The sequence below is a fragment of the Pseudomonas sp. PMCC200344 genome (genome assembly GCF_030053095.1).
In the GTDB taxonomy this organism is placed as follows: Bacteria; Pseudomonadota; Gammaproteobacteria; order Pseudomonadales; family Pseudomonadaceae; genus Aquipseudomonas; species Aquipseudomonas svalbardensis.
Map to the genome: position 1 here is coordinate 4,023,922 of NZ_CP125618.1, position 20,730 is coordinate 4,044,651.

Here is a 20,730-nt window from a genome sequence, read left to right on the forward strand (position 1 = left end):
CATAAAAAATTGAGGAAGTCTCATGGATTGGCTACCCCACATCACCGTCGCGACCATCGTCGAAGACAACGGCCGCTTCCTGATGGTCGAAGAATCCAAGGGCGGACGAACGGTGCTCAACCAGCCCGCCGGCCATCTGGACCCGGACGAAACCCTGATCGAGGCCGCCGTACGCGAAACCCTCGAAGAAACCGGCTGGGATGTCGAGCCGACCGGCGTGGTAGGCATTTACCTCTACACCGCCCCGAGCAATGGCGTGACTTATCAGCGGGTCTGCTTCACCGCAAAACCGCTCAAACATCACCCCGACTATCAGTTGGACGACGGCATCGTCGGCGCAAAATGGCTGACGCGTGACGAACTGCTGGCACAGCGCGCAAACTGGCGCAGTGAGCTGATCATCCGTTGTATTGATGATTATCTGGACGGCAAACTCTTCGGCCTCGAACTGATCCGCCCTTCTCTTTAGCCTTGCGGGCTTCGGCCTGTTAGAATCGCGTCCTTTTTCAAGACACTCATTGAATCCCTATGCGTGATCCAGCCCCTTCTGACACACAAAAGAAGCGCGTCATTGTCGGCATGTCCGGCGGCGTGGACTCTTCCGTTTCCGCTCTCTTGCTGATCGAGCAGGGTTATGAGGTGGAAGGCCTGTTCATGAAGAACTGGGAAGAAGACGATGGAACGGAATACTGCACCGCCATGGATGACCTGGCGGACGCCCAGGCCGTGTGCGACAAGATTGGCATCAAGCTGCACACCGCCAACTTCGCCGCCGAGTACTGGGACAACGTGTTCGAGCACTTCCTGGCCGAATACAAGGCCGGTCGCACGCCAAACCCGGACATCCTCTGCAACCGCGAGATCAAGTTCAAGGCGTTCCTCGACTACGCCATGATGCTCGGCGCCGACCTGATCGCCACCGGTCACTACGTGCGCCGCCGCGACATCGATGGCCGTACCGAACTGCTCAAGGGCCTGGACCCGAACAAGGACCAGAGTTACTTCCTGCACGCCGTCGGCGGTGAACAGATCGCCAAGACCCTGTTCCCGGTCGGCGAGCTGGAAAAACCCGAAGTCCGCGCGATTGCCGAGAAACACGAACTCGCCACCGCAAAGAAAAAGGATTCCACCGGGATCTGCTTTATCGGCGAGCGCCGCTTCAGCGACTTCCTCAAGCAGTACCTGCCGGCCCAGCCAGGCGAGATCAAGACCACCGAAGGCGAAGTCATCGGCCGTCACCACGGCTTGATGTATCACACCATTGGCCAGCGTCAGGGCCTGGGCATCGGCGGCTTGAAAGATGCTAGTGACGAGCCGTGGTACGTGCTGATCAAGGACCTGGAACACAACGAGCTGATCGTTGGCCAGGGCAATGACCACCCGTATCTGTTCTCCCGCGCCCTGCTCGCTTCTGACATCTATTGGGTCAACCCGATCGATCTGAGCGAACCGCGCCGGTTGACCGCTAAAGTCCGCTATCGCCAAAGCGACCAGCCTTGCACGCTGGAAAAGACCGCCACTGGCTACCGCGCCACCTTCGATGACCCGCAACGCGCGGTCACCCCGGGCCAGTCCGTGGTGTTCTACGACGGTGAGATCTGCCTCGGCGGCGGCGTGATCGAAGTGGCCGAGCCATGGAGCAGCAAGGCATGAACCCCACTCAGGAGCAACTGACGGCACTGGGCGGCGTATTCCTCGCCGCCGTGCTGGTCGACAAGATCGCCAAGACCGGCCAGACAACCGAAGCAGGCCTGACCTGCATGCTCGGCAGTCTGCTGATTCGCGACCCCAAGAACACACTTGAGGTCTACGGCGGCGACGACATCAATCTGCGTGAAGGCTATCGCGCGTTGATCGGCGCCCTTGAGCGCGACCCAAGCACCCTGCAGCGCGAACCGCTGCGCTATGCGCTGGCAATGCTCGGGCTGGAGCGTCAACTGTCCAAGCGCGACGACATGCTGGACGAGATCGGCAAGCGTCTGCCGCAGATTCAATCCCAGGTCGAGCATTTCGGCCCGGCCCACGAAAACGTGATCGCAGCCTGCGGTGCGTTGTATCAGGACACCTTGAGCACCCTGCGCCAGCGGATTCAGGTCCACGGCGACATGCGCAACCTGCAGCAACCGAGCAACGCTTCGAAAATCCGCGCCCTGTTGCTGGCCGGAATTCGTTCGGCGCGCCTGTGGCGGCAGTTGGGCGGTCACCGCTGGCAGCTGGTGATCAGCCGTCGCAAGTTGCTGAAAGAGCTTTACCCGCTGATGCGCAGTAGCTGAACCGCGCCCGCAAGACCATTTGTAATTTGTAACGCGTAAGACGCTGGTCAGTTGGCAACGGACCGGCGGATTTTTTCATGTATGATACGCGCCCCATTTCGTTGCCCGACTGTCCGAGAACACCCCATGCAGCTTTCTTCGCTCACTGCGGTTTCCCCTGTTGACGGCCGCTACGCCGGCAAAACCCAGGCCCTGCGCCCAATTTTCAGCGAATACGGCCTGATCCGTGCTCGCGTTCTGGTTGAAGTGCGCTGGCTCCAGCGCCTGGCCGCTCACCCTGGTATCAGCGAAGTGCCGGCCTTCTCCGCCGAAGCCAACGCTGTGCTAAACACCCTGGCGGAAAACTTCGCTCTGGAGCACGCCGAGCGTGTCAAAGAGATCGAGCGCACCACCAACCACGACGTCAAAGCCATCGAATACCTGCTCAAAGAGCAAGCGGCCAAGCTGCCAGAACTGGCCAAGGTCAGCGAATTCATCCACTTCGCCTGCACCAGCGAGGACATCAACAACCTGTCCCACGCCCTGATGCTGCGCGAAGGCCGTGATGACGTGATGCTGCCGCTGATGCGCCAAACCGCCGAAGCCATCCGCGAACTGGCCATCCGTTTCGCTGACGTGCCGATGCTATCGCGCACCCACGGTCAACCGGCTTCGCCGACCACCCTGGGCAAAGAGCTGGCGAACGTGGTGTACCGTCTGGAGCGTCAAATCGCTCAAGTCGCTGCCGTTCCGCTGCTGGGCAAGATCAACGGCGCTGTGGGCAACTACAACGCTCACCTGTCGGCCTACCCTGAGATCGATTGGGAAGAGAACGCCCGCGCCTTCATCGAAGACGAGCTGGGCCTGGGCTTCAACCCGTACACCACGCAGATCGAACCGCACGACTACATCGCCGAGCTGTTCGACGCGATCGCGCGCTTCAACACCATCCTGATCGACTTCGACCGCGACATCTGGGGCTACATCTCCCTGGGCTATTTCAAGCAGCGCACCATCGCTGGCGAAATTGGTTCGTCGACCATGCCGCACAAGGTCAACCCGATCGACTTCGAGAACTCCGAAGGCAACCTGGGCATCGCCAACGCACTGTTCCAGCACCTGGCGAGCAAGCTGCCGATTTCCCGCTGGCAGCGCGACCTGACCGACTCCACCGTATTGCGCAACCTCGGTGTCGGCTTCGCCCACAGCGTGATCGCGTACGAAGCCAGCCTCAAAGGCATCAGCAAACTGGAGCTCAACGCTCAGAAAATTGCTGCTGACCTGGACGCGTGCTGGGAAGTATTGGCCGAGCCAATCCAGACCGTGATGCGTCGCTACAACATCGAAAACCCGTACGAAAAACTGAAAGAGTTGACCCGTGGCAAGGGCATCAGCCCTGAAGCACTGCAAACTTTCATCGACGGTCTGGACATGCCAGCCGCCGCCAAGGCCGAGCTGAAACTGCTCACCCCGGCGAACTACATCGGTAACGCTGTAGAGCAAGCCAAACGCATCTGATCGACCGCTTTACCCTTTTGAGACGCCCGGCAGCGCCGGGCGTTTTTATTCCCGTCTGAAAAGTGCATTTTTTCAATAGGTTACACATGAATCCTGATATTCCTCTTCAACTTCTGGGCGGCATCACGGCGCGCGAATTCCTGCGCGACTACTGGCAGAAAAAACCCCTGCTGATCCGTCAGGCGATTCCTGAATTCGAAAGCCCGATCGACGCCGACGAACTGGCCGGCCTGGCGCTGGAAGAAGAAGTCGAATCGCGCCTGGTGATCGAGCACGGCGAGCGTCCTTGGGAAATGCGTCGCGGCCCGTTCGCCGAAGACGAATTCAGCAAGTTGCCGGAAACCGAGTGGACCCTGCTGGTGCAAGCGGTCGACCAATTCGTGCCGGAAGTCAGCGAACTGCTGGAGAACTTCCGTTTCCTGCCGAGCTGGCGCGTCGACGACGTGATGATCAGCTTCGCCGCCCCGGGTGGCAGCGTCGGTCCGCATTTCGATAACTACGATGTGTTCCTGCTGCAAGGTCACGGCAAGCGTAACTGGAAGATCGGCCAGATGTGCGACTCCGAGAGCAAGCTGCTGCCACACGCGGACCTGCGCATCCTCGCCGACTTCGAAGCCACCGATGAGTGGGTCCTGGAACCGGGCGACATGCTCTACCTGCCGCCGCGCCTGGCCCATTGCGGCGTTGCGGTGGATGACTGCATGACCTACTCGGTCGGCTTCCGCGCCCCGAGCGCCTCTGAAGTGCTGACTCACTTCACCGACTTCCTCAGCCAGTTCCTGACTGACGAAGAGCGCTACACCGACGCCGACGCCCTGCCGGCGGTCGATCCACACCAGATTCAGCACGACGCCCTTGATCGCTTGAAGGCTTTGCTGGCCGAGCACATGAGCGACGAGCGCCTGCTGCTGACCTGGTTCGGCCAATACATGACCGAACCGCGCTACCCGGAACTGGTGGTCGGCCCGGAAGAAGTCGAAGAAGAAGACTTTCTCGCGAGCCTGGAACAAGGCGCTGTGCTGATCCGCAACCCGAGCGCGCGCATGGCCTGGTCCGAAGTCGATGACGACCTGCTGCTGTTCGCCAGCGGTCAGAGCCGTTACCTGCCGGGCAAACTGCGCGAGTTGCTGAAATTGATCTGCGCCGCCGACGCCCTGCACACCGACAACCTTGGCCAGTGGCTGAACGACGAAGACGGTCGCGGCCTGCTGTGTGAACTGGTCAAGCAAGGCAGCCTGGGGTTTGCTGATGAATAAAATTCACGTACGTGTCGCAGACTGGCAGAAGGACAACGCCGAGATCCGGCGCATTCGTGAGACGGTGTTCATCGCCGAGCAATCCGTTCCGCCTGAACTGGAATGGGATGCTGATGACGCAACGGCGGTGCATTTTCTGGCCTTCGAAGGCGACTTTCCGATTGGCACCGCCCGCCTGCTGCCCGATGGCCACGTCGGCCGGGTATCGGTACTGAAAGACTGGCGCGGATTGAAAGTCGGCGATGCGCTGATGCAAGCGGTGATCGGTGAAGCCGAGAAGCGCGGGCTCAAGCAGCAGATGTTGAGCGCACAGGTACAGGCCACGGCGTTCTATGAGCGCCTGGGCTTCAGCCTGGTCAGTGAGGAATTCCTGGAAGCAGGCATTCCGCATGTGGACATGGTGCGGCACTCCGCTTGAGACTTTGTGGTGAGGGGGCAAGCCCCCTCACCACAGGGAACACCACAAAACGCCCCGCCATCTTCGGATGCCGGGGCGTTTTGCTGTCTACGATTCAACTTGCCCCACGCCAGGCCGACAAACTGGCAATATCAACACTTCAAGATGTCGGAGATAACGGATATGTCCCTACGCACCCTGCTCACCACGCTGCTGCTGACCTGCAGTTTTTCGGTCATGGCCGCCACCGAGATCGTGCCACTGAACTACCGCACCAGTGCCGACATGCTGCCGATGGCCCAGGATTTCATCGGTAAGGATGGCCAGGTCAGTGCTTACGGCAACCAACTGATCGTTAATGCCGATCAGCGCAAGATCGACGAACTTAAAGCCTTGATCACGCAACTCGATGTGGCCGCCAAACGTCTGCTGATCACTGTCGACACCAACGAAAACAACTTCCAGGGCGATCAGGGTTACTCGGTAAACGGCGCGAAACCGAGTCAGACCCGCATCATCAATCGCAGCACCGACAGCCGTGACGGCGGGATTCAGCAGGTCCAGGCCAGCGAAGGGGCGCCGGCACTGATCCAGGTCGGCCAGAGCGTTCCGCTCACCAGCACTCAGACTGATTCCTACGGCGATCTGCGAAGCCAGACCGAATACCGCAACGTCACCCAGGGTTTCTACGTCACCGCCAGCGTCACCGGCGACATCGTTCACCTGGCGATCAGCACCAATCGTGACCGCATGAGCCAGGAACGTCCCGATGTAGTGAATGTACAAAGTACCGACACAACTGTCACGGGACGACTGGGTGAATGGATCACCCTGGCCGGCGTGAACCGCCAGACTCAGGCCGACAAACAGGGCCAGACCCGCAGCTACTCGACTCAGGGCCGTGATGACATGACCCTGCGGGTGAAAGTCGATACTTTGGACTAAACCACCGAAAACTGACTGATTAGTCGTATTAGACCAAAGATGTAGTGCCATAAAAAAAGCACTACAAAACGTTTGACGATACAAAAAAGCGAAGGCATGATGGCCTCGCTCCCGCTAATCAGGGGCCCTGGCAAGGGCCTTCGAGGCGCCGTTCGCACCTACCCCGCGAGCCGCTTCGTGTCTGTACCGCCCACAAGGTGTGTTTGACGAGGTTGCCGACTGGAACGAAGTTGTCCCGAGGGACGGAAGCGTAATTAGGTAACCCGGCTCCACACTGAAGTTCGTACCAAGGCCCACGACGCCCGAATGCGCTCGCCAGTTCGCCCTTACCTGCTCACTTCCCCTCGAGCCTATCGTTCATCCCGTCGCCATCCCCGCCGAATCCGACTTGACCAACTAAGCTTCTGGTCAGCGAGCGCATGAATTTTCCACCGCAGAACAACTTTCCGTAAAAGACGCGACGAGGTTTATCTCCATGGCACTGACACGCGAACAGCAAATTGCAGCCCTCGAAAAAGATTGGGCTGAAAACCCACGCTGGAAAGGCGTGACACGCGCTTACTCCGCTGCTGACGTCGTCCGCCTGCGTGGCTCGGTTCAACCTGAGCACACCTTTGCAAAATTGGGCGCCGAGAAGCTTTGGAACCTGGTAACCCAGGGCGCCAAGCCGTCCTTCCGTCCTGAGAAAGATTTCGTCAACTGCATGGGCGCCCTGACCGGCGGCCAGGCTGTGCAACAAGTTAAAGCCGGTATCCAGGCGATCTACCTGTCGGGCTGGCAAGTCGCTGCGGACAACAACTCCGCCGAATCGATGTACCCGGACCAGTCGCTGTACCCGGTGGATTCGGTTCCAACCGTGGTCAAGCGCATCAACAACTCGTTCCGTCGTGCTGACCAGATCCAGTGGAAAGCCGGCAAAGGCCCGGGCGATGTAGGCTACATCGACTACTTCGCTCCGATCGTGGCTGATGCTGAAGCCGGTTTCGGCGGCGTACTGAACGCTTACGAATTGATGAAGAGCATGATCGAAGCAGGCGCCGCCGGCGTTCACTTCGAAGACCAACTGGCTTCCGTGAAAAAATGCGGCCACATGGGCGGCAAGGTACTGGTTCCTACCCAGGAAGCTGTACAGAAGCTGACCGCTGCTCGCCTGGCGGCTGACGTTGCCGGTACTCCGACCATCATTCTGGCCCGTACCGACGCTAACGCGGCTGACCTGCTGACTTCCGATTGCGACCCGTACGACAAAGAGTTCGTGACTGGCGAACGTACTCAGGAAGGTTTCTACAAAGTGCGCGCTGGTCTTGACCAGGCGATCTCCCGCGGCCTGGCCTACGCGCCGTACGCCGATCTGATCTGGTGCGAAACCGCCAAGCCGGATTTGGACGAGGCTCGTCGCTTCGCTGAAGCGATCAAAAAGGAATACCCGGACCAACTGCTGTCGTACAACTGCTCGCCTTCCTTCAACTGGAAGAAAAACCTGGACGACGCGACCATCGCCAAGTTCCAGCGCGAACTGTCCGCCATGGGCTACAAGCATCAGTTCATCACCCTGGCCGGCATTCACAACATGTGGCACAGCATGTTCAACCTGGCGCACGACTACGCCCGTAACGACATGACTGCCTACGTGAAGCTGCAAGAGCAAGAGTTCGCTGACGCTGCCAAGGGTTACACCTTCGTGGCTCACCAGCAGGAAGTGGGCACCGGCTACTTCGACGACATGACCACCGTTATTCAAGGTGGCTCGTCTTCGGTGACCGCGCTGACCGGTTCGACTGAAGAAGAACAGTTCCACTGATCTGCTTCACCTGAGCAAACGGCCGTTGCGGACCGAATAGAAAGCTAACCACAACGTCGCACATCTGACGCCCCGACTGGTTCGGGGCGTTTTTTTTGCCTGCGATATCTTGAACGCCACGCAATCTGTAGGAGCAAGGCTTGCCCGCGATGAATGCACCGCGGTCAGTCAGGCGCATCGCATCATCGTTCATCGCGGGCAAGCCTTGCGCCTACAAAAGCACCGAAAAATCATTGATCCAGAGCAGTTTCCTGATCAGGAAAACACGGTAAAACGACGCCGCTCGCTACTTGCGGTAACGCATATATAAGACAACTTCCCGGCCACCTACCCATTAAACAGTTTAAAAACCACCACAAACAATATTGATTATCATTTAGCCGTAACTATGTTCGTTACATTCCCTACAAAACAATATTGATGAAATGCCGGCTAATGCCCGAACCGCATGGGCTACAGGGTTTTGGAGGTGCGCTATGTCCTTATTCCTATAAATAATTTCGCTATAGGAATTTTACTTGCACGGTGTTGTGCCATAAAATCAGCGGGATTGATTGCTGCGACATATCGTCACTGCTTTGTTTCTTTTCAAGCTCAGAGACCTTTGCTCTCTGTTAAGGATTACCAGCATGCCCGAAGCGACAGGACTCATGGCCCACAACTGGGGCTTTGCCATTTTCCTTCTGGGCGTCGTCGGCCTTTGTGCCTTCATGCTCGGCGTCTCCAGCCTCCTCGGGTCAAAAGCCTGGGGCCGCAGCAAAAACGAACCGTTCGAATCCGGCATGCTGCCTACAGGTGGCGCCCGTCTGCGGCTCTCTGCAAAATTCTATCTGGTCGCGATGCTCTTCGTGATCTTCGATATCGAAGCCCTTTTTCTCTTTGCCTGGTCTGTGTCCGTCCGCGAAAGCGGCTGGACCGGATTCGTCGAAGCTCTCGTTTTCATAGCAATTCTGTTGGCAGGCCTTGTCTACCTATTCCGAGTGGGCGCCCTTGACTGGGCTCCTGAAGCTCGTCGTAAGCGGCAAGCGAAGCTGAAACAATGAGGCTTTGGCAATGCAATACAATCTCACCAGGATCGACCCCGATGCTCCTAACGAGCAGTATCCGATTGGCGAACGGGAAACCGTTTCCGATCCGTTAGAAGATCAAGTCCACAAAAACATTTTCATGGGCAAGCTCGAAGACGTGCTTAACGGCACGATCAACTGGGGGCGCAAGAACTCCCTGTGGCCGTACAACTTCGGTCTTTCGTGCTGCTACGTGGAAATGACCACCGCCTTCACGGCGCCCCACGACATCGCGCGCTTTGGCGCCGAGGTTATCCGGGCATCGCCGCGTCAGGCGGATTTCATGGTTATCGCCGGTACCTGCTTCATCAAGATGGCGCCGATCATTCAGCGTCTCTACGAGCAAATGCTCGAACCTAAATGGGTTATCTCCATGGGTTCGTGCGCCAACTCCGGTGGCATGTACGACATCTACTCCGTCGTTCAAGGGGTGGACAAGTTCCTGCCCGTGGACGTCTACGTGCCTGGCTGCCCGCCCCGCCCTGAAGCTTTTCTGCAAGGCTTGATGCTTTTGCAGGAGTCGATTGGACAGGAGCGTCGCCCACTTTCCTGGGTCGTCGGCGATCAAGGCGTGTACCGCGCCGAGATGCCTTCGCAAAAGGAACAGCGCCGCGAACAGCGAATCGCAGTCACCAACCTGCGCAGCCCCGACGAAGTCTGATCCAGATCTGCTTCTTTTATAGAACGAGACACTGGCTTCATTCTTTACGTTGACCGAAAGCGATAAATAACCATGACTACAGGCAGTGCTCTGTACATCCCGCCTTATAAGGCAGACGACCAGGATGTGGTCGTCGAACTGAACAATCGTTTTGGCCCCGAGGCGTTCACCGCCCAGCCTACCCGCACCGGCATGCCGGTGCTTTGGGTTGCCCGCGCCAAACTCGTCGAAGTCCTGACCTTCCTGCGCAACCTGCCCAAGCCGTACGTCATGCTCTATGACCTGCACGGCGTGGATGAGCGTCTGCGCACCAAGCGTCAAGGGCTGCCTAGCGGCGCCGACTTCACTGTGTTCTATCACTTGATGTCGATCGAACGTAATAGTGACGTAATGATCAAGGTCGCCTTGTCCGAGAGCGACCTCAGCGTGCCGACCGTGACCGGCATCTGGCCGAACGCCAACTGGTACGAGCGTGAAGTGTGGGACATGTACGGCATCAACTTTGCCGGTCACCCGCACCTGACCCGCATCATGATGCCGCCGACCTGGGAAGGTCACCCGCTGCGCAAGGACTTCCCGGCCCGTGCCACCGAGTTCGACCCGTTCAGCCTGACCCTGGCCAAGCAACAGCTTGAGGAAGAAGCCGCGCGCTTCAAGCCTGAAGACTGGGGCATGAAGCGTTCCGGTGCGAACGAGGACTACATGTTCCTCAACCTCGGTCCTAACCACCCTTCCGCGCACGGTGCGTTCCGCATCATTCTGCAGCTGGACGGTGAAGAGATTGTCGATTGCGTACCGGACGTCGGGTACCACCACCGTGGTGCCGAGAAGATGGCCGAGCGTCAGTCCTGGCACAGCTTCATTCCGTACACCGACCGTATCGACTACCTCGGCGGCGTGATGAACAACCTGCCGTACGTGCTCTCGGTCGAGAAGCTGGCCGGCATCAAGGTGCCCGAGAAGGTCGACGTCATCCGCATCATGATGGCCGAGTTCTTCCGGATTACCAGCCACCTGCTGTTCCTGGGGACTTACATCCAGGACGTCGGTGCAATGACCCCGGTGTTCTTCACGTTCACCGACCGTCAAAAGGCGTACACGGTGATCGAAGCCATTACCGGCTTCCGTCTGCACCCGGCCTGGTACCGCATCGGTGGCGTCGCTCACGACCTGCCGCGCGGCTGGGAAAAACTGGTGAAAGACTTCATCGAGTGGATGCCAAAGCGTCTGGACGAATACCAGAAAGCCGCACTGGACAACAGCATCCTGCGTGGCCGGACCATCGGCGTCGCCGCCTACAACACCAAAGAAGCCCTGGAATGGGGCGTCACCGGTTCCGGCCTGCGTTCGACCGGTTGCGATTTCGACCTGCGTAAAGCTCGCCCGTACTCCGGTTACGAGAACTTCGAATTCGAAGTACCGCTGGCGGCCAATGGCGATGCCTACGACCGTTGCATCGTGCGTGTCGAAGAAATGCGCCAGAGCCTGAAGATCATCGAGCAGTGCATGCGCAACATGCCGGAAGGCCCGTACAAGGCGGATCACCCGCTGACCACGCCGCCGCCGAAAGAGCGCACCCTGCAGCACATCGAGACCTTGATCACGCACTTCCTGCAAGTTTCGTGGGGCCCGGTCATGCCGGCCAACGAATCCTTCCAGATGATCGAAGCGACCAAGGGCATCAACAGTTATTACCTGACGAGCGATGGCGGCACCATGAGCTACCGCACCCGGATTCGCACCCCAAGCTTCCCGCACCTGCAGCAGATCCCTTCGGTGATCAAAGGCAGCATGGTCGCGGACTTGATCGCGTACCTGGGTAGTATCGATTTCGTTATGGCCGACGTGGACCGCTAAGCATGAACAGCACGCTTATCCAGACAGACCGTTTCGCCCTGAGCGAAACCGAGCGCTCGGCCATCGAGCACGAGCTGCATCACTACGAAGACCCGCGCGCGGCGTCGATCGAAGCCCTGAAGATCGTCCAGAAGGAACGTGGCTGGGTACCTGACGGCGCGCTCTACGCCATCGGCGAGATCCTCGGCATCCCGGCGAGCGACGTTGAAGGGGTGGCGACGTTCTATAGCCAGATCTTCCGTCAGCCGGTCGGCCGTCACATCATTCGCGTCTGCGACAGCATGGTCTGCTACATCGGCGGCCATGAATCGGTAGTCAGCGAAATCCAGAGCAATCTGGGCATCGGCCTGGGTCAGACCACCGCCGACGGTCGTTTCACCCTGCTGCCGGTCTGCTGCCTCGGCAACTGCGACAAGGCGCCGGCGTTGATGATCGACGACGACACATTCGGTGATGTGCAGCCTGCCGGCGTTGCCAAATTGCTCGAGGGCTACGTATGACCCTGACTTCCTTCGGTCCTGCCAACCGCATCAAGCGTGTCGCAGAGACTCACCCGCTGACCTGGCGTCTGCGTGACGACGGCGAAGCCGTATGGCTCGACGAGTACCAGGCCAAGAACGGTTACGCGGCTGCGCGCAAGGCTTTCGCCGACATGGCTCAGGACGACATTGTCCAGACCGTGAAAGACTCGGGTCTAAAAGGTCGCGGCGGTGCAGGCTTCCCCACGGGCGTTAAGTGGGGCCTGATGCCCAAAGACGAATCCATCAACATCCGCTACCTGCTGTGCAACGCGGACGAGATGGAACCGAACACCTGGAAAGACCGCATGCTGATGGAGCAACTGCCCCATCTGCTGATCGAAGGCATGCTGATCAGTGCTCGCGCACTGAAAACCTACCGTGGCTACATCTTCCTGCGTGGCGAATACACCACCGCCGCCAAGCACCTGAACCGTGCCGTGGAAGAAGCCAAGGCAGCGGGCCTTTTGGGTAAAAACATCCTGGGCAGCGGCTTCGATTTCGAGCTGTTCGTCCACACCGGCGCCGGGCGTTACATCTGCGGTGAAGAAACCGCACTGATCAACTCCCTCGAAGGTCGCCGCGCCAACCCGCGCTCCAAGCCGCCCTTCCCAGCCGCCGTTGGCGTGTGGGGCAAGCCGACTTGCGTGAACAACGTTGAAACCCTGTGCAACGTGCCGGCGATCATTGCCGACGGCGTTGACTGGTACAAATCGTTGGCCCGCGAAGGCAGTGAAGACATGGGCACCAAGCTCATGGGCTTCTCCGGCAAGGTCAAGAACCCCGGCCTGTGGGAATTGCCGTTCGGCGTCACCGGTCGCGAGTTGTTCGAAGACTACGCCGGCGGCATGCGCGACGGTTACAAGCTCAAGTGCTGGCAGCCAGGCGGCGCCGGTACCGGTTTCCTGTTGCCGGAACACCTCGACGCGCAAATGTATGCCGGCGGCATCGCCAAAGTGGGCACCCGTATGGGTACCGGCCTGGCCATGGCGGTGGACGACAGCGTCAACATGGTTTCCCTGCTGCGCAACATGGAAGAGTTCTTCTCCCGCGAATCCTGCGGCTTCTGCACCCCGTGCCGTGACGGTTTGCCGTGGAGCGTCAAGCTTCTGCGCGCCATAGAGAACGGTGAAGGGCAAGCCGGCGATATCGAGACCCTGCTGGGTCTGGTCGGTTTCCTCGGCCCGGGCAAGACCTTCTGTGCTCACGCACCGGGCGCCGTGGAGCCGTTGGGCAGCGCAATCAAATACTTCCGCCATGAGTTCGAAGCCGGCATCGCGCCTACCAGCGCCGTCGTCCCGCCTCTGGCAAGGCCGATCGTAGTCGGCGCGTAAACGCTTAAAAAAGCGAAGGGTCCGTGCCCTTCGCTTTGTCGTGTGATGACGCCGTAAACGGCTGTGTTGATTCACGCGAATAACAAGATTCCATTAGCCACGCCCGCTGACACCGGGCCAACGAAGAACTTTGAACCATGGCCACTATCCACGTAGACGGCAAAGAGCTCGAAGTCGATGGGGCAGACAACCTGTTACAGGCATGTCTGTCGCTAGGCCTCGATATCCCTTATTTCTGCTGGCACCCAGCCCTAGGCAGCGTTGGCGCTTGCCGCCAGTGCGCGGTCAAGCAGTACACCGACGAAAACGACAAGCGTGGTCGGATCGTCATGTCGTGCATGACGCCCGCTACCGACGGCAGCTGGATCTCCATCGACGACGAAGAAGCGAAAGTGTTTCGCGCCAGCGTCGTTGAATGGCTGATGACCAACCACCCTCACGACTGCCCGGTCTGTGAGGAAGGCGGTCACTGTCACCTGCAAGACATGACCGTGATGACCGGCCACAACGAGCGCCGTTATCGCTTCACCAAGCGTACCCACCAGAACCAGCAACTGGGCCCGTTCATTTCCCACGAAATGAACCGCTGCATCGCTTGCTACCGCTGCGTACGCTTCTATAAGGATTACGCCGGCGGCACCGACCTCGGCGTATTCGGCGCCCACGACAACGTGTACTTCGGTCGCGTTGAAGACGGCACCCTGGAAAGCGAGTTCTCCGGCAACCTCACCGAGGTTTGCCCGACCGGTGTGTTCACCGACAAGACTCACTCCGAGCGCTACAACCGTAAGTGGGACATGCAGTTCTCGCCGAGCATCTGCCATGGCTGCTCCAGCGGTTGCAACATCTCCCCGGGTGAGCGCTACGGTGAACTGCGTCGCATCGAAAACCGTTTCAACGGTTCGGTAAACCAGTACTTCCTGTGCGACCGTGGCCGTTTCGGCTATGGCTACGTCAACCGCAAGGATCGCCCGCGTCAGGCATTGCTGGCCAACGGCGCCAAGCTGACCCTCGACGAAGCGCTGGATAAAGCCGCCGATCTGCTGCGCGGTCGTAACATCGTCGGTATCGGTTCGCCACGCGCCAGCCTCGAAAGCAACTACGCGTTGCGCGAACTGGTCGGAGCCGAGCACTTCTACTCTGGTATCGAAGCTGCCGAGCTGGAACGCATTCGTCTGGTCATGCAGGTGCTCAAAGACAGCCCGCTGCCGATCCCGAACATGCGCGACATCGAAGACCACGACGCGATCTTCGTCCTCGGTGAAGACCTGACCCAGACTGCTGCGCGCATGGCCCTGTCCCTGCGTCAATCGGTTAAAGGCAAAGCCGAAGACATGGCCGACGCCATGCGCGTTCAGCCTTGGCTCGACGCCGCCGTGAAGAACATCGGTCAGAACGCTCTGAATCCTCTGTTTATCGCAAGCCTGGCTGAAACCAAGCTCGACGACATCGCTGAAGAATGCGTACACGCCGCGCCAGACGACCTGGCCCGCATCGGTTTCGCCGTGGCTCACGCCCTCGACGCCAGCGCGCCTGCCGTTGAAGGTCTGGACGCTGAAGCTCTTGAGCTGGCCAAGCGCATTGCCGACGCCCTGCTCGCCGCCAAGCGTCCGCTGATCATTGCCGGTACCTCGTTGGGTTCCAAGGCGCTGATCGAAGCGGCGGCAAACATCGCCAAAGCCCTGAAGCTGCGCGAGAAGAACGGTTCCATCAGCCTGATCGTGCCAGAGGCCAACAGCCTCGGCCTGGCCATGCTCGGTGGCGACTCGGTCGATGCCGCGCTGCAAGCCGTGATCGACGGTAAAGCTGACGCCATCGTCGTGCTGGAAAACGATCTGTACACCCGTACCGACAAAGCCCGTGTCGATGCAGCCCTGAACGCCGCGAAAGTGCTGATCGTCGCGGACCATCAGAAGACCGCCACCAGCGATCGCGCGCACCTGGTTCTGCCAGCCGCCAGCTTCGCTGAAGGCGACGGTACGCTGGTCAGCCAGGAAGGCCGCGCCCAGCGTTTCTTCCAGGTCTTCGACCCGACTTACCTGGATGCGAGCATCATGGTTCACGAAGGCTGGCGCTGGCTGCATGCCCTGCGCGCCACCCTGTTGAACCAGCCGATCGACTGGACCCAACTGGACCACGTCACTGCTGCCTGTGCCGCAAGCACTCCGCAACTGGCCGGCATTGTCACCGCCGCACCGTCCGCCGCGTTCCGCATCAAAGGCCTGAAACTGGCTCGTGAACCGCTGCGTTACTCCGGTCGTACCGCCATGCGCGCCGACATCAGCGTGCACGAACCGCGTACTTCCCAGGACAACGACACCGCGTTCTCGTTCTCCATGGAAGGTTACTCGGGCTCGGTCGAACCGCGTCAGCAAGTGCCATTCGCCTGGTCTCCGGGCTGGAACTCACCGCAAGCCTGGAACAAGTTCCAGGACGAAGTCGGTGGTCATATCCGCGCTGGCGACCCGGGCACCCGCCTGATCGAAAGCACCGGTGACTCGCTGAACTGGTTCGCCAGTGTTCCGCGTGCGTTCAACCCGGCTCCGGGCACCTGGCAGGTTGTGCCGTTCTTCCACCTGTTCGGCAGCGAAGAGAACTCTTCCAAAGCCGCGCCGGTTCAGGAACGCATCCCGGCCGCTTACGTGTCGCTGGCAAAATCCGAAGCCGACCGTCTGGGTGTCAATGACGGCGCCCTGCTGAGCTTGAGCGTTGCTGGCCAGACCCTGCGTCTGCCGCTGCGCATCAACGAAGAGCTGGGTGCCGGTCTGGTCGCATTGCCGGCCGGTATCGCCGGCATTCCGCCAGCGATCTTTGGCAAATCCGTTGACGGTCTGCAGGAGGCAGCTCAATGACCTGGTTCACGCCTGAAGTGATTGACGTGATCATCTCGGTCCTCAAGGCCATCGTGATTCTGCTCGCCGTGGTGGTGTGCGGCGCGCTGCTGAGCTGGGTCGAGCGTCGTTTGCTCGCCCTCTGGCAGGACCGTTACGGTCCGAACCGCGTCGGCCCGTTCGGCGCGTTCCAGATTGCGGCCGACATGATCAAGATGTTCTTCAAGGAAGACTGGACCCCGCCGTTCGCCGACAAGGTGATCTTCACCTTGGCACCGGTCGTGGCCATGAGCGCCTTGCTGATTGCCTTCGCGATCATCCCGATCACCCCGACCTGGGGTGTGGCGGACATCAACATCGGCATCCTGTTCTTCTTCGCCATGGCCGGTCTGTCGGTCTACGCGGTGCTGTTCGCCGGCTGGTCGAGTAACAACAAGTTCGCCCTGTTGGGCAGCTTGCGGGCCTCGGCACAAACCGTGTCGTACGAAGTGTTCATGGGCCTGTCGCTGATGGGCATCGTGATCCAGGTCGGCTCGTTCAACATGCGCGACATCGTTGAGTATCAAGCGCAGAACCTGTGGTTCGTCATTCCGCAGATCTTCGGTTTCCTGACCTTCTTCATTGCCGGCGTCGCCGTGACTCACCGTCACCCGTTCGACCAGCCGGAAGCGGAACAGGAACTGGCCGACGGTTACCACATTGAATACGCCGGCATGAAATGGGGCATGTTCTTCGTCGGCGAGTACATCGGCATCGTGTTGATTTCGGCGCTGCTGGTGACCTTGTTCTTCGGTGGCTGGCACGGTCCGTTCGGTATTCTGCCGCAGATCCCGTTCATCTGGTTCGCGCTGAAAACTGCGTTCTTCATCATGTTCTTCATCCTGCTGCGCGCCTCGATTCCGCGCCCACGGTATGACCAAGTGATGGATTTCAGCTGGAAGTTCTGCCTGCCGCTGACCCTCGTCAACATGCTGGTGACCGCTGCGATCGTGTTGCTCAACACGCCCGCCGTCGCGGCTCAGTGAGGATAGAGAATCATGAAGTACATATTTGACATCGTGCATGGCTTCTTCACTCAGCTTCGCAGCCTGGTGATGATTTTTGGCCACGCCTTCCGCAAGCGCGACACGCTGCAATACCCGGAAGAGGCGGTGTACCTGCCGCCGCGCTTCCGTGGCCGTATCGTGCTAACCCGCGACCCCGACGGCGAAGAGCGTTGCGTAGCCTGCAACCTGTGCGCTGTAGCGTGCCCGGTCGGTTGCATCTCGCTGCAGAAAGCTGAAACCGATGACGGTCGCTGGTACCCGGAGTTTTTCCGTATCAACTTCTCGCGCTGCATTTTCTGCGGCCTCTGCGAGGAAGCCTGCCCGACCACCGCGATCCAGCTGACACCGGATTTCGAGATGGCCGAGTTCAAACGTCAGGACCTGGTGTACGAGAAAGAAGATCTGCTGATCTCCGGCCCCGGCAAAAACCCTGATTACAACTTCTATCGTGTTGCAGGTATGGCGATTGCCGGTAAGCCAAAAGGCGCCGCGCAGAATGAAGCCGAACCGATCAACGTGAAGAGCTTGCTGCCTTAAGGAAGAAAGATGGAATTCGCTTTCTATTTCGCATCGGGTATCGCTGTTGTGTCCACGCTTCGCGTGATCACCAACACCAACCCCGTGCACGCCCTGCTCTACCTGATCATTTCGCTGATTGCCGTGGCGATGACGTTTTTCGCCCTCGGCGCACCGTTCGCCGGTGTGCTGGAAGTGATCGCCTACGCTGGCGCCATCATGGTGCTGTTCGTGTTCGTGGTGATGATGCTGAACCTGGGGCCTGCCTCGGTTCAGCAAGAGCGCGTCTGGCTCAAGCCCGGCATCTGGCTCGGCCCGGTCGCACTCGGCACCCTGCTGCTGGTTGAACTGCTGTACGTGCTGTTCAGCGACGCCAGCGGTCAGGCCATCGGCCACACCACCGTAGACGCCAAGGCCGTGGGCATCAGCCTGTTCGGTCCTTACCTGCTGGTGGTCGAACTCGCCTCGATGTTGCTGCTCGCCGCAGCCGTCACGGCGTTCCACTTGGGCCGCAACGAAGCCAAGGAGCAATGACGATGCCTGCTATCCCTTTGGAGCATGGTCTGGCGGTCGCCGGCATCCTGTTCTGCCTCGGTCTGGTTGGCCTGATGGTCCGCCGCAACATTCTTTTCGTGCTGATGAGCCTGGAGGTCATGATGAATGCCTCCGCTTTGGCCTTCATCGTCGCCGGTAGCCGCTGGGGTCAGCCGGATGGACAGATCATGTTCATCCTGGTGATCAGCCTGGCAGCCGCCGAGGCCAGTATTGGCCTGGCGATTCTGTTGCAGCTGTATCGCCGCTTCCACACTCTCGATATCGACGCTGCCAGCGAGATGCGCGGATGAATCTTCTCTATCTGACTTTCGTATTCCCTCTCATAGGTTTCCTGCTGCTGGCGTTCTCACGCGGCCGCCTCTCGGAAAACCTGTCGGCGCTGATCGGCGTCGGCTCCATTGGTCTGTCGGCCATCGTCACCGCTTATGTGATCTGGCAGTTCAACGTTGCGCCACCTGAAGGCGGTCACTACACGCAAGTGTTGTGGCAGTGGATGGCGGTGGAAGGCTTTACGCCTAACTTCGCGCTGTACCTGGATGGTCTGTCCCTGACCATGCTCGGTGTGGTGGTCGGCGTCGGCTTCCTGATCCACCTGTTCGCGTCCTGGTACATGCGCGGTGAAGCCGGTTACTCGCGCTTCTTCGCCTACACCAACCTGTTTATCGCCAGCATGCTGTTCCTGGTCCTGGGCGATAACCTGTTGTTCCTGTACTTCGGTTGGGAAGGCGTAGGCCTGTGCTCGTACCTGTTGATCGGTTTCTACTACAGCAACCGCAACAACGGTAACGCGGCACTCAAAGCCTTTATCGTCACCCGGGTCGGCGACGTGTTCATGGCCATCGGCCTGTTCATCCTGTTCGCGCAACTGGGCACGCTGAACATCCAGGAGCTGCTGGTTCTGGCGCCGCAGAAATTCCAGTCTGGCGACTTCTGGATGGTCATGGCCACCCTGATGCTGCTGGGCGGAGCTGTCGGTAAATCCGCGCAACTGCCGCTGCAAACCTGGCTGGCGGACGCGATGGCCGGTCCTACTCCGGTTTCGGCACTGATCCACGCAGCAACCATGGTGACCGCCGGTGTCTACCTGATCGCCCGTACTCACGGCCTGTTCACCCTGGCGCCGGATATCCTGCACCTGGTGGGCGTTGTCGGCGGTGTGACCTTGGTACTCGCCGGTTTTGCCGCACTGGTTCAGACCGACATCAAACGTATCCTCGCCTACTCGACCATGAGCCAGATCGGCTACATGTTCCTGGCGCTGGGCGTTGGTGCGTGGGATGGCGCGATCTTCCACCTGATGACCCACGCCTTCTTCAAGGCGCTGCTGTTCCTTGCGTCCGGTGCGGTGATCGTTGCCTGCCACCACGAGCAGAACATCTTCAAGATGGGCGGCCTGTGGAAAAAACTGCCACTGGCCTACGCCAGCTTCATCGTCGGTGGTGCCGCTCTGGCAGCCCTGCCACTGGTGACCGCAGGCTTCTACTCCAAGGACGAAATCCTCTGGGAAGCGTTCGCCAGCGGCAACCACGGTCTGCTGTACGCAGGTCTGGTCGGCGCGTTCATGACTTCGCTGTACACCTTCCGCCTGATCTTCATCGCGTTCCACGGTGAAGTGAAGACCGAAGCGCACGCCGGTCACGGCATCGCTCACTGGCTGCCACTGTCGGTGCTGATCGTATTGTCCACCGCCATTGGCGCGATGATCGTTCCACCGCTGCACGGCGTGCTGCCGGAAAGCGTCGGCCATGCCGGCGGCGAAGCCAAGCACAGTCTGGAAATCGCGTCGGGCGCCATCGCCCTGGCCGGTATCCTGCTGGCCGCGCTGCTGTTCCTGGGCAAGCGTCGTTTCGTCACTGCAATCGCCAACAGCGGCATCGGCCGCTTCCTTTCGGCCTGGTGGTTCGCTGCCTGGGGCTTCGACTGGATTTACGACAAACTGTTCGTCAAGCCATACCTTGCGATCAGCCACGCACTGCGCAGAGACCCGCTCGACCAGACCATCGGTCTGATCCCGCGTATGGCAAAAGGTGGTCACACCGCCCTGAGCCGTACCGAAACCGGTCAACTGCGTTGGTACGCGGCATCGATGGCAGCCGGCTCCGTGCTGGTCATCGGCGCCATCGTGCTGGTAGCGGTCTGATATGAACCTTGCGAACTTGCGAAAGGAATTGAGCCC

Annotated in this window: 20 protein-coding genes; all 20 read left to right on the forward strand. The window is 59.6% G+C overall.

Features of this window, described 5'->3' with window-relative positions; all coding sequences use genetic code 11:
- Positions 1-22: 22 nt before the first annotated feature.
- The 20 genes from QFW87_RS18375 to nuoL all read left to right on the forward strand — a co-directional run bounded on the left by QFW87_RS18375 (position 23) and on the right by nuoL (position 20,694).
- Entirely contained in the window at positions 23-469 is a 447-nt protein-coding gene (locus QFW87_RS18375) for an NUDIX hydrolase (RefSeq protein ID WP_149630301.1), read from the forward strand.
- A 59-nt stretch (positions 470-528) separates the two neighbouring features.
- Complete coding sequence (gene mnmA / locus QFW87_RS18380; RefSeq protein WP_283180864.1) at positions 529-1,653, forward strand: tRNA 2-thiouridine(34) synthase MnmA; 1,125 nt, start codon at positions 529-531, stop codon at positions 1,651-1,653.
- Positions 1,650-2,273 (forward strand): high frequency lysogenization protein HflD, encoded by a 624-nt coding sequence (gene hflD, locus QFW87_RS18385; RefSeq protein ID WP_283188474.1) that lies wholly within the window; start codon positions 1,650-1,652, stop codon positions 2,271-2,273. Before mnmA ends, hflD begins: the two co-directional genes overlap by 4 nt.
- 126 nt (positions 2,274-2,399) lie before the next feature.
- Entirely contained in the window at positions 2,400-3,770 is a 1,371-nt protein-coding gene (gene purB, locus QFW87_RS18390; protein WP_074878189.1) for an adenylosuccinate lyase, read from the forward strand.
- Positions 3,771-3,856: 86 nt separating this feature from the next.
- On the forward strand, positions 3,857-5,026 hold the full coding sequence (locus QFW87_RS18395) for a cupin domain-containing protein (protein ID WP_283188475.1): 1,170 nt from the start codon (positions 3,857-3,859) through the stop codon (positions 5,024-5,026).
- Complete coding sequence (locus tag QFW87_RS18400; protein WP_017339601.1) at positions 5,019-5,444, forward strand: GNAT family N-acetyltransferase; 426 nt, start codon at positions 5,019-5,021, stop codon at positions 5,442-5,444. The genes QFW87_RS18395 and QFW87_RS18400 overlap by 8 nt, the downstream gene beginning before the upstream one ends.
- Positions 5,445-5,606: 162 nt before the next feature.
- Positions 5,607-6,368 (forward strand): secretin N-terminal domain-containing protein, encoded by a 762-nt coding sequence (locus QFW87_RS18405; protein WP_283180868.1) that lies wholly within the window; start codon positions 5,607-5,609, stop codon positions 6,366-6,368.
- A gap of 475 nt (positions 6,369-6,843) precedes the next feature.
- Positions 6,844-8,169, forward strand: a complete 1,326-nt coding sequence (aceA, locus tag QFW87_RS18410; RefSeq protein ID WP_283188476.1) for an isocitrate lyase — start codon at positions 6,844-6,846, stop codon at positions 8,167-8,169.
- A 109-nt stretch (positions 8,170-8,278) separates the two neighbouring features.
- Complete coding sequence (locus QFW87_RS18415) at positions 8,279-8,479, forward strand: hypothetical protein (RefSeq protein ID WP_283188477.1); 201 nt, start codon at positions 8,279-8,281, stop codon at positions 8,477-8,479.
- Positions 8,480-8,798: 319 nt separating this feature from the next.
- Positions 8,799-9,212: an NADH-quinone oxidoreductase subunit A gene (locus QFW87_RS18420; protein ID WP_003223812.1), complete on the forward strand. Its 414-nt coding sequence runs from the start codon at positions 8,799-8,801 to the stop codon at positions 9,210-9,212.
- A 10-nt stretch (positions 9,213-9,222) separates the two neighbouring features.
- Positions 9,223-9,897, forward strand: coding sequence for an NADH-quinone oxidoreductase subunit B (locus tag QFW87_RS18425; protein WP_008146035.1), 675 nt, complete (start codon positions 9,223-9,225; stop codon positions 9,895-9,897).
- A 72-nt stretch (positions 9,898-9,969) separates the two neighbouring features.
- Positions 9,970-11,754, forward strand: coding sequence for an NADH-quinone oxidoreductase subunit C/D (gene nuoC / locus QFW87_RS18430; RefSeq protein WP_008146037.1), 1,785 nt, complete (start codon positions 9,970-9,972; stop codon positions 11,752-11,754).
- Positions 11,755-11,756: 2 nt separating this feature from the next.
- Complete coding sequence (nuoE, locus tag QFW87_RS18435) at positions 11,757-12,254, forward strand: NADH-quinone oxidoreductase subunit NuoE (protein ID WP_008146039.1); 498 nt, start codon at positions 11,757-11,759, stop codon at positions 12,252-12,254.
- Positions 12,251-13,606, forward strand: coding sequence for an NADH-quinone oxidoreductase subunit NuoF (gene nuoF / locus QFW87_RS18440; RefSeq protein ID WP_283188478.1), 1,356 nt, complete (start codon positions 12,251-12,253; stop codon positions 13,604-13,606). Before nuoE ends, nuoF begins: the two co-directional genes overlap by 4 nt.
- 137 nt (positions 13,607-13,743) lie before the next feature.
- Positions 13,744-16,458, forward strand: a complete 2,715-nt coding sequence (gene nuoG / locus QFW87_RS18445) for an NADH-quinone oxidoreductase subunit NuoG (protein WP_283180870.1) — start codon at positions 13,744-13,746, stop codon at positions 16,456-16,458.
- Positions 16,455-17,462, forward strand: coding sequence for an NADH-quinone oxidoreductase subunit NuoH (gene nuoH / locus QFW87_RS18450; protein ID WP_150766757.1), 1,008 nt, complete (start codon positions 16,455-16,457; stop codon positions 17,460-17,462). Before nuoG ends, nuoH begins: the two co-directional genes overlap by 4 nt.
- A 9-nt stretch (positions 17,463-17,471) precedes the next feature.
- Positions 17,472-18,020, forward strand: coding sequence for an NADH-quinone oxidoreductase subunit NuoI (gene nuoI / locus QFW87_RS18455; RefSeq protein ID WP_026345730.1), 549 nt, complete (start codon positions 17,472-17,474; stop codon positions 18,018-18,020).
- 9 nt (positions 18,021-18,029) lie between these two features.
- Positions 18,030-18,533: an NADH-quinone oxidoreductase subunit J gene (gene nuoJ, locus QFW87_RS18460; RefSeq protein WP_007905076.1), complete on the forward strand. Its 504-nt coding sequence runs from the start codon at positions 18,030-18,032 to the stop codon at positions 18,531-18,533.
- 2 nt (positions 18,534-18,535) lie between these two features.
- The gene (gene nuoK, locus QFW87_RS18465) at positions 18,536-18,844 is read left to right on the forward strand and encodes an NADH-quinone oxidoreductase subunit NuoK (RefSeq protein WP_007905077.1); all 309 of its coding nucleotides are present in this window, start codon (positions 18,536-18,538) and stop codon (positions 18,842-18,844) included.
- Positions 18,841-20,694, forward strand: a complete 1,854-nt coding sequence (gene nuoL, locus QFW87_RS18470; RefSeq protein ID WP_283188479.1) for an NADH-quinone oxidoreductase subunit L — start codon at positions 18,841-18,843, stop codon at positions 20,692-20,694. The genes nuoK and nuoL overlap by 4 nt, the downstream gene beginning before the upstream one ends.
- The last annotated feature ends 36 nt before the right edge of the window (positions 20,695-20,730 follow it).